The organism is Desulfoluna sp. CYM3A, assembly GCF_056829965.1.
Genome location: NZ_CP186556.1, coordinates 2,001,938 through 2,016,241, shown reverse-complemented (window position 1 = coordinate 2,016,241; position 14,304 = coordinate 2,001,938). Strand labels below are relative to the sequence as shown.

Annotated in this window: 8 protein-coding genes; 1 reads left to right on the top strand and 7 read right to left on the bottom strand. The window is 57.1% G+C overall.

The window, feature by feature from the left end; genetic code table 11:
- Positions 1-206 precede the first annotated feature (206 nt).
- Positions 207-1,448: a homocitrate synthase/isopropylmalate synthase family protein gene (locus ACOYW1_RS10390; RefSeq protein WP_482422739.1), complete on the top strand. Its 1,242-nt coding sequence runs from the start codon at positions 207-209 to the stop codon at positions 1,446-1,448.
- Between the two features lie 288 nt (positions 1,449-1,736).
- Here ACOYW1_RS10390 and ACOYW1_RS10385 read toward each other — a convergent pair whose 3' ends face one another.
- From ACOYW1_RS10385 to ACOYW1_RS10355, 7 genes are all read right to left on the bottom strand, one after another.
- Positions 1,737-2,621, bottom strand: a complete 885-nt coding sequence (locus tag ACOYW1_RS10385) for a hypothetical protein (protein ID WP_482422738.1) — start codon at positions 2,619-2,621, stop codon at positions 1,737-1,739.
- A 47-nt stretch (positions 2,622-2,668) separates the two neighbouring features.
- Positions 2,669-4,402 carry an amidohydrolase family protein gene (locus ACOYW1_RS10380; RefSeq protein ID WP_482422737.1) on the bottom strand — a complete coding sequence of 578 codons (1,734 nt, stop codon included), beginning with the start codon at positions 4,400-4,402 and terminating at the stop codon, positions 2,669-2,671.
- Between the two features lie 252 nt (positions 4,403-4,654).
- The gene (locus ACOYW1_RS10375; RefSeq protein WP_482422736.1) at positions 4,655-5,416 is read right to left on the bottom strand and encodes a hypothetical protein; all 762 of its coding nucleotides are present in this window, start codon (positions 5,414-5,416) and stop codon (positions 4,655-4,657) included.
- A 96-nt stretch (positions 5,417-5,512) separates the two neighbouring features.
- Entirely contained in the window at positions 5,513-5,827 is a 315-nt protein-coding gene (locus tag ACOYW1_RS10370) for a hypothetical protein (protein ID WP_482422735.1), read from the bottom strand.
- A 129-nt stretch (positions 5,828-5,956) separates the two neighbouring features.
- On the bottom strand, positions 5,957-8,320 hold the full coding sequence (locus ACOYW1_RS10365) for an FAD-binding protein (protein ID WP_482422734.1): 2,364 nt from the start codon (positions 8,318-8,320) through the stop codon (positions 5,957-5,959).
- Positions 8,321-8,342: 22 nt separating this feature from the next.
- A complete protein-coding gene (locus ACOYW1_RS10360) occupies positions 8,343-12,821 on the bottom strand; it encodes a hypothetical protein (protein WP_482422733.1) in 4,479 nt (1,492 codons plus the stop codon).
- A 162-nt stretch (positions 12,822-12,983) separates the two neighbouring features.
- The gene (locus tag ACOYW1_RS10355; RefSeq protein ID WP_482422732.1) at positions 12,984-14,141 is read right to left on the bottom strand and encodes a ComEC/Rec2 family competence protein; all 1,158 of its coding nucleotides are present in this window, start codon (positions 14,139-14,141) and stop codon (positions 12,984-12,986) included.
- Positions 14,142-14,304: the final 163 nt, after the last annotated feature.

The window sequence follows — 14,304 nt, the reverse complement described above, 5'->3', positions numbered from 1 at the left end:
AAAGCAAATTACCGCCGGACTTTGTCCCTCGTTCCTCGGGTCAAATCCCAGCGGTGTTCTGGCGAACTACTGTGTGATTATTTGTTTCCGACAGCCTAACCCGGATATTTCATGAGTCGCGTGCACCCAAAAGCCGCACAGGAGTGCGGCGCTCCTCCTGACACATTGGAGAACTCTTCATATACATATTAAGTGGGATATCAACCATGGACACAAAATATAAGACATCGGGACGCGTCATCCTCTCCGACACCACCTTGCGGGACGGGGAGCAGGCACCGGGCGTGGCGTTCACCAGAAAAGAGAAGATAACCCTTGCTGCGGCCCTTTCGGACGCCGGGATCGATGAGCTGGAGGTGGGGACCCCGGCCATGGGAGCCGAGGAGAGACACACCATCCGGGAAATGGCGAGATTAAAGCTCAAATCTCCCCTCACCTGCTGGTGCCGGGGCACGGCCGAGGACCTTGAGCTGGCCATGGGCTGCGGAACCCAGGGCGTTCACCTGAGTTTTCCCGTCTCAGACAGGCTCCTTGCGGCAACGGGCAAAGAGTCGGAACAGGTGCTGGAGGCGCTCTGCGCCCTCGTTGCCCGGGCAAAAACAACCTTTGACACCTGCACCGTGGGCGCAATGGACGCATCCCGGGCTAAAAAGAAAACCCTCAATGCCTTTGTCCGCTGCGCCCGGGAAGCAGGGGCAAGCCGGGTTCGCCTGGCAGACACCGTGGGCATCTTCACACCCCACGCGGTGAGCCGCCTCGTCACCGACCTCAAGGCCTCGGGCATGCCACTGGAATTCCACGGACACAACGACCTGGGCATGGCAACGGCCAACAGCGTGGCCGCCGCCGAATCCGGCATTGATGCCCTCAGTGTCACCGTGGGCGGCCTGGGCGAACGGGCAGGAAACGCAGCCCTGGAAGAGGTTGCAGCAGCCCTTGCCTGGGGCACCCCCCTGTCCACGGGCATGGACCTGACCGCCCAGCCCCGGCTCTGCGCCCTTGCCGAGCAGATCACCGGCATATCCCCCGCCCCCACCAAACCCATCACCGGGTCTGCGGTCTTCACCCATGAATCGGGCATCCACGCCCACGCCATGCTCAAAGACCCAACAGCCTTCCAGCCCTTTGCCCCGGCCGCCGTGGGCCGGGAAGCGCCGACTATCGTGGCGGGCAAGCACTCAGGGACATCCGCCCTGGCCCATATCCTGGCAACAGAAGGGATTCGTATGAACCGGGAAACACTCGCCGCATCAATCCCTGCCATCCGCAGGGAAGCCGAAGTAAAAAAGCGGGGGCTCACCCCCCGGGAGGTCACAGCCATCTGCCTTGGACAAGGACAAAGTAGGTCAAAAAAAAGGTCTCCGGCGGCGAGGTGTGCCACCTCGAAAGCAATTTGCGAATGCTTCGCTCCCTGGCGGCTCTGCCTTAGCTGCAAGGAAACCGCGTAGCCCCGCACAATAAAAAAGGCTACACAAACAGACCCTTGCATGGGCATAACACGAAGCCGACGGTGTAGGAGTGTGAGGTAGGGTGGTGCTGCGATGCCCGAAAAATCGTAACGGTCATGATAATCCATGGTCGGGAGACCGTTTCACAGATAAATGGCAAAAGGTGTCGGTTTTCCGGACACATGGTGCGCAAGCACACGCTACAGGATGTCACATAACAAGCGGTTCAGATCATCCTGACAATCTGAGACATATAGGCATGAATCACTTATAGGCGACCTCTGAGAGTCACAAGACAGGCAGGGTCACACCAGCTGTCACGACCCTCTCATCGGTTGTATTGGGGGGAATCCGTCCGTCTGCGTACCGGATGAAAAAAACCGGGTTCTTCAAAAACGATAGGGTCATGGTGCTGCTGTAGGTCAGGGCCGCAGCCAGATAGGAGACCTCGTCCTGGTCTGCCGCCTTGAGTTTGCCGTCCATGTCCCAGGCCCTGTTGTACCGTCCATCCAGACGAAGCCCAAAGGGCATCAGGGCCTTGTGATCAAACAGCAACTCACCGAAGGCACACTTGAGCGATGCCTCCGCACGGAAACGACCGTAGGCATCTTCCTCGATGTCCGATGCCACCCCGTTGACGTACTCCCCTGCAACGATCACAGAAGGGATAAAGGAAAAGGGCCCTTCGGTTCGTATGTTGATGTAACCGGCTTCAATACCTGCGGCAAGGTTCTGCTCGTCAAAGGATTGGATGGTTTCGTGCCGGGCGTTGAAACCTCCGTAGATGTACCCCCAGCTGCTTTTGTCCTTGCTTGCCCCCACGCCCGCATTGGGATCCATGCCCGGTGAAAAGTCAGGGGAAACCGCCTGACCTCCGAGAAGGGAAAAACCTGCGATCACCTGAGACACAAGGGCCTCGTTATTCAGGTCCTTGTCTTCAAGGACCGTGCCCTTGAGCTGAAGCTGAACAAAGGACTCTGCTTCGCCCAATTGATGAGATTGCAGATTGGACCACGGGTAATTCACATCGTAGGAAAGGCCCAGGGTCCAGTCGCTGGAACTTTCATCGGTGGCTATTTTCGGTGAAATCTCCACAAAACGGTCCCTGGGTGAGGCATAAACAAAACCGGATACAGACATCACAAGCAAACAGGCAAGCACATATTGTTTCATCACAGATCAGCTCCTGTCGGTTATCGGGTTGTGCGCGGGCTTGAACATCAGGCCCCTTCAGTTGAAAAGTTGTAGAGTTCGTCGCAAAGGGAGGCCAAATCAACAAAGACGCTCCCCTCATCGGCAAGGGTAGCAATCAGTTTCTGCACGGCCATGGTGCGATTCGCCTTCTCTTCATACGTGGCCTTGCTCTCCCGAAAGTACCGATCCATGCCTTTTGCCAGCGCTTCACATTTTCGGTAGAAAATCGCCGATGATTCAAACCCCTTGTTCCAGTACTGCAATCGGGTAACGGAAAAATAGGCGTCGGTGTAAAAATCAGCGGACGACCTGTCTTTCTTACCCATCTGATTGTCCCTGAGATACCAGAAAAGCCGGACATGGGCCTCATTGTTGGCATTCCAACGAGCGTTGGGTGTTGTGGTCGTCCAGTTCACGTCGGCGCCTTTCGCCTGCAGTTCGTCTTTGATCCAGTTTGCTGCGGACACAGGATTCATGGTCCCACGGTGGTCCTTAATAAACTGGACGTAGTGGCGCATGTTCTCCTCCCCTGTGCCGGGGGCATCGCCAAACCCCAGAAAACCACGTGGGTTGGTTGTGGTGAGCTGCCTGAACAGGCCCTCGTCATCCAGGACTTTCTCGAAGTACTCCCAGTGACTTGCCTCGGACAGTGCTGTACGGACCAGCCAGAAATCCGTGCCGAAGAGTATCCGATTGCCGATGACCGGATCATGGAGGAGCTCTTTGAGGTGACCTATGTAATGCGCCTGGCCGTTTCCCCCTTCCATGGGCTCGGTGTGAAAGGAGATGTCCGCATACACGCCCGTGTTGTCGGGATCGCGCATCAAAGACAAAATCTGGGAGGTCCAGGAGTCGGTTGGGATCTTGGCACCGCAGAGGTTTTCACCGCCGCCGAAGTGACCAAAACAGACCTTGAGCCCATTATACTTCTTCAGGATAGGCTCCCACAATCGGGGCTCGCTGTTTCCCTGAAACGACTCCTTGGCGTAGAAGCCTCCGGGGGTACAGTGCATGAGGATCGGGATGCCGCGGGGATGACAAAAATCATACACCGCGTGCATCTCAGGAGAATCCACATCATAGCCCAATGATGGGTAGAGCTTAACCCCCACAAACCCTCGGGAGAGCAAAGCCCGCTCCATAATATGCCGATGGCCGTCCCGCAGGGGGTTCACGGCGATAAAGGGAAGGACCCGCCCCGGATACCTCAACACCTGGTCCGAGGTATCCTGTACCTGGCGCTCAAACAGCTCCGCATCGTTGCTCCCTCCGCTTGTGATATCCATCATCAGAGCAACGATGAGGTCGTCTTCGTTCAGTTGCTCCATGATGTGGGCCGTCACAGCGGAGATGCCGGGCTTCAGACCGATAAGAACAAAATCAAGGAGATCCCCGATGGGCATCCGGTGGCGCCCGGCATCATCCCTTGAGAGGGCTTTTTTCAGTTTTTCAACAACGGCCAGTGCCCCTGCCTTGGCGATCTCATCTGCACCGAGGAACTCAAGGGCCACGCTGTTCACTGAATCCAGGGCCTTGAGTCGCTCTGCAAGGGCAGCCTTTTTCACGAAGGCATCCACCAGGGACTCCACCTCGGCGTACTCTCCGGCCTTTGTCAGAGTTTCTTCCAGGAGGCTGCGCAGGTCGTTTTTAAACACCTCGGGGACGTCCACCTCCGTCACCCGCCGCAAAAGGATCTCCAACGTCTCGCTTGAGAAAACCGATGCGAGATTGAAAATGTGGGTATGTGCATTGATTCTCACGGTGTCTCCTTATCCCGGATATTTCATGAAAAAACAGCCAGCCAAAAGAAAAATATCATTACTTCGGATAGCTGCAATAAAAATGATAGTTATTTTCAAAATGCAAAATGTAAACCGACGTTTGCTGTTTGATTTTCTCACCCTTCGAGCGAGCTGAGTGCACCCATCTTCTGCGTTATCAGAGCTTCGAGGTAAAAAACTACATCTGCAGCTCGACGCCGAACGGCGGACCCGACACGTGAAATATCCAGGCTATAAAGTTAACTTGTATCCGGCCAGATAGGAAACAACCTGACCTGTTTCGGGAACGGGAAGGATTCCGCATTCCCACGTATAATCATTGTCAAAGGCGCCATGAAGCGCCGAAAGCTCTGCCACCGAATAGGTCCGAAGGTGGGACACCATGCCGTCCCACAGATAGACAAGGGGCACCACCGGGACACAGAGAGTCCAGAACAGCCGGTCCAGGGACACAGGCCTGATCCTCAAGGTGAGGACCAGCACCACCAGGGGGGAAAAGAGCATCCCCGCCAGGGTAGAAAACCGTCGCCGGGTAAACTCGAACAGACAAACAGCCCGCCCCTGGGCCACCGCCTGTTCCAGGATGGTGACGGCGTCCCGAGGGGGAAAGTGATGGAAACAGGTGAAAAGGGTGAGGTCGCCCTTCAGGGACGGCGGAATGCGCAGCGCATCCACGGGGCCTGGATAGGCGATTAACCCCGGAGGAAGGGTGCCTCCCCCTTCCGCACTCGGATATTTATCCGTAAGGATCACGGATCGCCCCTGGAGCTTCTTGTCTGCCATCCAACGTTTCCACGGCCCCGACGATCCCGAGCAGAGGTCGATCACCGGCCCTTGGGGGCGATGCGCCAAAACCCGGTTGAGCATGGGGAGCACCACATCGTAGGTGCCGTCCCAGTCCATTTGGCACTGCAAGAGGTCCGTCAGGTAGTGCCTGAGCCGTCGGGGCAGCCACCGCTGGTCTGAAAATTCAAAAAGATGGCGACGTTTCATCAGGAAAACTCGTATCGGCCGGGGGAGAGAATGTGGTTGGGATCGAACACCCCCTTCAACGCCCTTGCCAGGGAGGCGTTAAGCGGTGACGGTGTCTTATCCCATGCTCTGGATACCCAGCCTGTAGGGCAGATAGCCGTGCTCATAAAGTGAGGCCAGAAGCGCGTCGTAACAGGCCATGGCCTTGTGGTCTTCACCGGCAATATCCCGGTCGTAGACGATGCCCGCCATGACATAGAGGTACCGGGTACTCATGAACCGAAGGGTCACCCCGGCCTCGAAGCCGTGGGCTGTCACCACGTTTTCCACGATATCCAGGCAGAGCCTCACATCCTCGTTGCGAAACGGCACCACCGGAACGCACCAGATGGTTCCGCACCAGTCGGCATCCGGGTCCGGGTGATCCGGCATTGTTTTTTTCCTCCAGTAAAACGGACTGGAGGCCGGTTTGCATCTCCGGGTTATAAAAGGCGTTGGGCTCATTGACCTCGCCGATGAAAAAATCGTCGGTGTAAGGGGAAAGCTCGCGCATCACCTCCGTCAGCTTGTTGTTTCCGTCCGCTTCGTTAAAGGCCTCGATGCCGAGCTCTCCGTCCACTCCCCCCCTTCCAGGCGCCTCTGGATCCCGCTTCGGCACGCCCCGGGCAAGGGCGTCCGGCCCCCGGCCTCCTGCCACGGGTAGGTGTCCAAAAAGGAGATCAGGCGCAGGTCGTTGAACAGGGTGCAGCAGCCCCCGAGGACCTGCCGTTGCTTAAGCTCCCGGATGCGGGTGAGGACCTTCGGGAAATCGGCGCTCTTCGGCAGTGAAAACGCCAGGTACCTGAAGTGCTCGGGGAACGGGTCCACATACAGGGTCATCTCGGTGACGATGCCGTAGTTGGACTGGGTAAACAAGCCGCCCATGGACGGCCCCAGCCCGTGCCGATAGAGTTTTCCGGTTCTCACATCCCCAAAACGGGAGTGGCCGCCATGGACCCATGTGCCGTCGGCCAGCATCACCTTAAGGTTGGCGATGTTCTCCCACATGTCGGGCCGGGGACCGGGCACCAGGCCGCGCTCCATGGTCACCCCGGTGATACTGGCATGGGCCGTGTTGCCCGGGCAGTTCAAAAAATGGGCGGCACCGTGGGCTTTGAAAAAAGCGTTGAGTTGGGCAAAAGTCACCCCCGGTTCCACGGTAACGGTACCTAACGCCTTATCGTAGCCGGTGATGGCCGTCAGCCTGGAGAGCCTGATGACCGTGCAGTTGTCCGATACTGGAGCACCCGAGCCGTACCCCCAATTTTTTCCGGTACTGATCACGCTCACGGGGCAGGCATGCCGATGCGCCGCCGCCATGCACCGCTGCAGCTCGGCCACACTGCCCGGGCTGACAACGGCAGCAACCCTGTTGAGCTGAGGAAAGGTGGCCCCGGCCGCGCGTCGAAGCGCCTTTTCCTCGGTCTCCACATGCGCGTCGCCGACAATGGCTCGCCACTCGTCCAAGGCCCGATCCAGGCCGCCTGGCTGACCGGATGCCGTGTGATGTTCCGTAAATCCTCTCAACGCATCGTATCCCTTTGCTTCCTTCGTGCATGGTACGTTATCCTTGGGCCGCGGTCCGTTGCGCAGCGTCCTCATGGGCCCTTCGGACCATCTCCTCTGCCTGTTGGCGCTTGGCTTCGATATGCTGGTTTTTCTGTTCCCGGGCCCGGGCCACATCACGGTCAGCGGTCCCTTGCGCGTCCGCACGTTGCACATGTCCTCTACCTCCCTGGTCGCTGCAGCCTGCGTTCCCGCGTCTTCAACGGCTTTCTGCGACGCACGGATCTTGTTCTGCTTGTCCTCGTGGGCCGTGGCAATACGTTCTGATGCTTGCTGATCGGCAGCTTTCTTGTCGTCTGCGGCTTTGAGGCGGGCGGCGGCCCTGCCCGCAAGGGCATCCTGGAGTTCAAGGCTTGTGGCCTTGATATTCAGGCTCAGGCCCCACCCCTGGTTGTCGGCTCCCAGGGGCATCACCTCCTCCACAGTGGCGGATTGGCTGTCGCAGCGCTGAAGGACCGTGCCCTCCCCCGCCTTGTTGATAAAATAGACGTCCCCCAGCACATCATCCACGGCCATGCCCTTGTTGATGTACATGGGTTCCACGGCGCAGACCCTTTGCGGGTTGCTGCCGTCCAACCCAGCCTTCATGATCTGCTTAAGCTCTTCATCCATCCAGTAGAGACGTCCCCGCCCATGGTCCAGGGCCACGTAGGTGGGCTTGGGCGACACCTCGGGGGTGATCACCGCCGCCATGTCGTCGTTGCCGGTGGCCTTCATGACCCGATGCCCGTCGGCCCAGTAAAACACATGGGTGCCGTCCTCGCGGGTGATCATGGCCAGCTTCATGTACTTGAGCTCCCCTGAAAACCCATAGATATCCAGGACAGGTCTCATGGCCTGTGAGCCGTTCAGATCGCCCTGCATGATGCAGGAAAAATTGGAAATCCAGAACAGCTTTCCATTTTTTGTATCCAGGGCAAGGGATTGCGGGGTGTTGGCATGGAACTCCGCCTGCTTGTCCGTGCCGTCCAGGTTGGCCGACATGATGACGCCCCGGTCCGGTACGGCCCAGTAGAGGCGTTTGGCCCGGCTGTCCGCCACGATGTCGGATACCAGGGTGTTTTCTTCATGGATGGAGGCAGGCGGTGCCTCCGACACGGGTTGCCAGCACCGGACCTCCCGGGACTGGTTGAATCCGAAGGCAAGCACGGGTGCCTGCATCCACTTGGCCTTCCTGTGGGAATCGGCCAGGTCGTCCCGGGCCTTGAGGTGGGCTGCGTCTGTCTCGTTTTTTGCCTTGTCGTGCGCGTCGGCAATTGTTCGGGCTTTATCCTGCGTTGCAAGCAGAACGATTCTCTGGGTCTCTCCCATGGTGCTCATTGTTCGACTCCATCTGCCTGGATCAGTACTTTGAAATTTTATGCCACACTTTTTTTGCCGCTTTTTTCACGGCGTGGGCCACGGCCTCTGCAGCTTTTCTGGCTTCCTCTTCCACTTTTCTGGCGAACTCCGCCACCTCATCCAATATCCTTCTCGCCTCTTCTTCGATCTCGTCTGCGATGCGCTCTGCTTCCTCGGCGATTCGCCTTGCCTCCTCTTCGGCCTCCTGCATCAGTTTCTCTGCTTCCCGGGCTGCCTCCTCGCCAATGTGCGCCACCTCTTCGGCTGCTGCCTGCCCGATATGGGCGATCTCTTTTTCGACGGCCTCAACCTCTTTTGCCACGGCCTCTTCAACCTTTTTCACCTCCTTGGCCGCCTCGTTAAAAACCGCCTCCGCCTCTTTACCGAGTTTTTCCACCTCGGCGGCAGCGGCCTCCGCGATATGGGCCACGGCTTCTTCGCCGGCCTCGGCGATCTTCTTGGCTTCGGCCCCGATTTTTTTGGCCTCTTCTTCGGCTTCGTGGGCAGCGATCTCAGCGGTTTTTTTGGCGTCGTCGATGATTTTTCCTGCTTCCTGGGCAGCGGCTTCCCCGATCTGTTCCACCTCTTTGGCGGCTTCCTTGGCGATTTTTTCTGCCTCTTCCAGGCCCTCTTTCAAAATCGCGCCGAGATCAGCCACCAACGCCTTGAAGATGTGCGCGGCCTCTTTGCCCAGTTGTTTCACAATGGCTTCGGGGAGCTTGGCCATGTCTGTGAAGGAGGCGTCCAGGGTCAGGGTGGGCATGGTCAGGGAAGAGCCTTCGAATTCAAAGGAGCCGTCCACCTTAAGCTCGAACCCTTTGGGATCGACGGAAAGGGCAAGGTCTGTGAGAAACCCGACATCGAGGTGGATCGTGCCCAGGTTGACCCCAAGGACAACCAGGGGGCCGATGTCCGCCTTCAAGGCGAGGTTGAATCCGGCCGATGCGGAAAAGCCCGAGGTGGATTTCAGGGAACATGCCAACTTGAAATCGGCGATGGCGCCGATGGTGTACTCCAGCTCGAAGCTCATCCCCTTGTCCGAGATCTCCACGTCGATCTCTTCGCTGTACAGCCCCAGGAGATTGGCCCGGATGCTCGCCGCAAAATACGGTGAGCGTAAGGTATTGAACTGCAAAAAGGGACCGCCCGGAGGAATCAACCGGTAGGTCCGGGTCTCACGGGGCGACCGATCGGTGCTCGGCGGAAACCGGTCCACGGTCTCCCACTGGCCGTTGACGTAGACCTGATTGACCGTAACCCCTTTTCCCCGACCCGTGATGGAGACCCCCGGAAGGTTGATGGGCGGCATCTCCGCGTCCCCGGAGATCCCCTGGGAGGCTTTGACCATAAGCCCCGCGTGGGCGGCAAACCCGTAGATATCGATGAAACCGTTGAACCCGAAGCCCTGGGAGGCCAGGGTCCCGTCCGGCAGGTACTGATCGCTTTCGGACCAGTAGATCGTCAGGTCGGACATCCGGATGTCGTTGATAAACGGAGGAAGGCTCACGCTTGCATCCAGGCAGGCCGTGACCAGCTCTTCCATGGAGAGTTCTGCGATGTGGCAATACAGAAGGGTCGGGTTGGGCACCTCCCCTTCGAGGTCGAGCACCACGGCAAATTTGTCGTCCCCCACAGGCTCGCCTCCGATGTGAAACTGCCCTTCGAGCCCCAAGTCAATGCCCGGGGGCTCCCACATGGCACCCAACTCCACGGCCATGGCGTCCAGCTTGATCCCGGGGAGCCCCATGGGAGCGTCAAGGGATGCCGGAACCGGTGTGCCGTCCGGTCCGGGAAGGCTTGCGGAGACGTCCAGCATGGCCTCGATTTCCGCGTCGGTAATGCCAATGCGACCGATGGCGTAAAGGGTCTCTTTTCCCGATGAAATGGAAAAGGGAATCTGGATATCCCCGGAAACAGAAAACGAAAGCGGGCTGCTGGTAAGCTTAACGGCCGCATCGCCAAAGGCAAGCTTGGAACCCCCATGGCCAGCGATGACAACATCGCCCTGGAGCTTGGCCTCAAGATCCACCGCATCGCGGGTTTCATCGATCTCGCAAGCCAAGAGCAACTTAGGCTCCGGCAGGATGCCCCCCAGGTGTTTCACCCGTGCATCACCAGTGTGCTGGTTGAAATCGATGGTGCAGCCCAGGTTGATCCCTTTCACCAGCGTCATGCCTTTGTTGGTGCCGTTGGCCGGAGCAAGGGCAAAGGTTTTGTTTTTCGGCAGTCCGGGAATGGTGAAATTGTTGAGGGCCAGGCTGGAGACGATGAGGCATCCATGCTCAAAGTCCAGAAAATCGAAGGGTGCCATCAGCTTGCCCACTGTCCCGGGGATGTCGCTAAATCGCCAGGCATCGGGCAGCATGAGCCCGAAGATCACCTCCCAGGACTCGGACACGGTCTGACTGGCTTCCCTGGCCGTGTTGTCGAAGATCTTCCCGACCTGAATAAACCCTTCTCCAAGAGAACAACTGTCCACAACTGCCGTCAGCACCTCTTTGGTGGCGTTGTAAGCAAAGGAAACCGCCTTGAGGGAAAGGTCGATGCCTTCCGGAAGGGTGAGGGAGTCGGGTACGCCCATGGTCGACAGAAAATCATTGATGGAAAGGGGCTTTCCCGTACCCTGACGCCACTGCCCCTCGATGACATGCTCTGCCTTTCCAAAGGCGTAGCTCAGCTCGAACACGGCATGGGCCACCTCAAGGTCTGCGGAAAAACGCCCGCTGAATCGGCGTTTCCCTGTCTGCGGGTCCACAACAGACGAGCACGCCACCCGGGCATCCAGATCCAGATTGACGTTGCACAGGGGCACGGAGGCCTTGGTGAGGCACTCTCCTGAAAAATCAAAGGCCTTGCTCTCCGTATGGAAGGTCAGATCCAGGTCCTTTAAGTCCACCTCCGGCACCGAGGCCGGCAGGGTCGGAAGGCCGAATGTGGTGAGGAGACCGTCCACAAACGCACTGAGATTGATTTGGCTCTGCCGGGCCGCGCTGCCGCTGAACACCCACCCCTTGGTGTCGGTATGGTGGGTTGCCTCCAGGTCGAAATCGATGCCCGCCAGGATCAGCTGGCCGTCGAACCAGGCATTGGTTTGATCTTCGTGGTGATCGATGGAAAAGCCGATGCCTGTCAGGGCCACGGGAAAATGGGCATTTACCAGGGGCCAGTCCCCCTTGGCGATGCACTTTACCGCGTAATGGTCAGAGGCCACATCCATGTCCAGGCCGTAGATGTCTATTTCGGGGATCTCGTTGTCGGTGCCGAGAAACAGGTTCGTCAACTCGCCCAGTTTGAGAACCGTCCCCCCCTTGAGATATGCCTGGGCCTCCCATGCCGGGTAGTGGGAATGGACAGACACCGTTCCCCTTGCTGAGATAAAATCCCCGGACACGGCAACAAAGGGGCTCTTTTCCCCAAAGGGATCTCGAATGGCAAAATCAAACGCCACATTCGCCGCCTGGATCTTCTGCTTTGTCTCCGGCAATGAGAGGACGGTCCAGGGGTTGGTGCTGTTCACCTTGATGGAGATCAACACTATTTTTTTCTGCCGGAGGTCGTAATCAAAGGCAAATTGCGACACCTTGACCACCTCTTCGATGGAAAACCCGTGCTTTGGAAGCAGCCCGGAGAGCCCCGCATGGTTGACCAGCACCTCCAGTTCATCCAGGGCCGCATCGATTCCGTCGTTGATGTCCGCGCTGAACCGAATGGGCGTGTCCACATTGGAGATCTCCACGGAGAGCGGAAGGGTATGCTCGACGCCCCGTGCCTTAAAGGGAATGGTCGTGGTGAGACGGAGAAAAGGCACCGACACCGTGGTGTTGTCAAAGCCATTTTCATATTGATGGATCCCCACGTCGCACCCCATCGTGCACGACTTGACGATCAACAGGTCCACAGGTCTTATCTCAGGCCCTTTAAACATCACATCGCTGAGCTTCGCGCCGTTTTTCGCGTAGCCAAGGGTCCCGTCAAGGGCAACGGAGGATTCCCCCAAAAGCTCCGCCAATGACGGCTGGGTGGCCTTCAAGTCCATCAGAGCGTGAAAAGCCATGGCAGGTGCCTCGGGGTTGGTTTGGTCCGAGGCCAGGGTCAGGATGGGTGCAGATGTTTGCTCCAGCGTGATGCGGTCCCCCAACGTCCCTTTCAGATCGGGAATGACCCCGGACAGGGCCACCCCTTGATCTACCTTGGCGGTGAGTGCCACGGAGGCGTTGCCGCTGCTGTCCAGCCCAAAGGTCACCTCCAGGAAGAACGGGTGAAAAGGCGCATCGATTCCTTTGCCCGCAACGGTGATGCCCTTGTCATCTTCCCGGACACTTTCCGTTGAAGAGTCCAGGGTCAGTTTGAGGACGCTCTCTTTGAAATAGGCGGAAGCCAAACGAGAAACCGGCTCCGAGTGAAGCAGGTTAGTGTCCAGAATAAATGCGCCCGGTGTGATGCTTTTTCGGACAATGTTTTTCAGGTCTTGGATATCCATCACATACGTTCCCTAATCAGGATATTTCATGTGAAAGCAGTTAGCCAAAACGGCAACCACATAATTTCGTATAGTTACACGAAAACTGTCAGCTATTTTTGCAAATACAAAATGTAAATCAGCGTTTGCTGTTTGATTTTCTCACCCTTTGGGCGAGCCGGGCTAAGGCAATGTATAATCGATGGTTCCGTACACACCGGTTTCTGCGATCTCTTTGGTTGAGGTTGTCCTGTACAGATAAAACCCGTTACTGGTTACACCGTAAAAATTGTTGGCTCCGGCTTTGGCAGGCTTGTCCAACCAGAAAAACGTGCCGCTGTTGTTGTTATGCACTGTAAAATGACTCTTCCAGTGAGCGACGATTGCGCTGATATCGCTATAGGTCAGGGGGTTGGCCAATTCATGGTTGGACAACCAGTAGTCAATCACGATTTTGCTTGGATTAAGCTTTGGACAGCTCAGCCAATTGCTCAGGACGCTGTACCTGGGAAGATGGAAGGTATCGTTGAGCATGCCGACGCTAACGTAAAGATTCTCCGGGTTGACCAGCTGCCTGAAGGCGGGCCTCGAATCACATTCCGCACTGCCGTGGTGGGGTATCTGAAAGAGTTCGAGATTCGAAATTGTCTTGGATTTTTGAAAGGTCGTACCGAGATAATCCTGTGTGGAAAGGGTTGCGTCCCCGGTAAGCAGAATTTTCCTGGTACCAAACTCAATAAGGGTGACAAGGCTGGCCGAATTGGTCCTGTCCGCATCGCTTTTGCAATACGGAGGCACATTGCCCGCGATCACAGAGATGGACCATTTTTTCTTCTTTGGGGTGATGCCTGAGATAACCGGATAGCCCGACGTGGTGAGCGCCGTTGTCACAGGGACCGGGTTCGGATGGGACAGGTCCCAGGTTTTGCTCTGTTTGGTTGCCGCGTTGAGGGTCACCTCCACCAACTTGGGGTAACCAAAGCAATACCCATAGATATGGCCGCTGACGCTGTTTTCCTTGTACCTGGCCAGCGGGCTCTGATCGTTGTAACTCATGCTGAAAACCACCTGGTTGACCGCCAGGAACGTCTTGGATTTGTAGTTGTAGAGCATGTTGACGACCTGATTGTAATGGTCTCGGTCAGGATGCGTCAAAATAAGTGAATGCAGAGGGTTGCCCTTCAGAACTGCATTCAGTGTGGTGTTGGCCTTGTTGAAGGCGTCCACCTCCAGATGGGCGCTGCACCCGCAGTCCACCATGACGACATTGCCGTCCGGGCACTTGATGATGGCGCAATCCCCCTGCCCCATATCCACAAACTTGATTTGAAATTTTTCCATGCCGTGTGTTCCGTATTAACCGTTGATACCAAAGCGTCTCATGGCCCGGATATCCGCAAAAACAGCCGAACAAGAAAAAAATCAATGATCACAGAAAATAGCTATCAAGCCATTTATTCGGATCAAAAAACAACATATCGCCTGTTTTGCTTTCACACTTCGG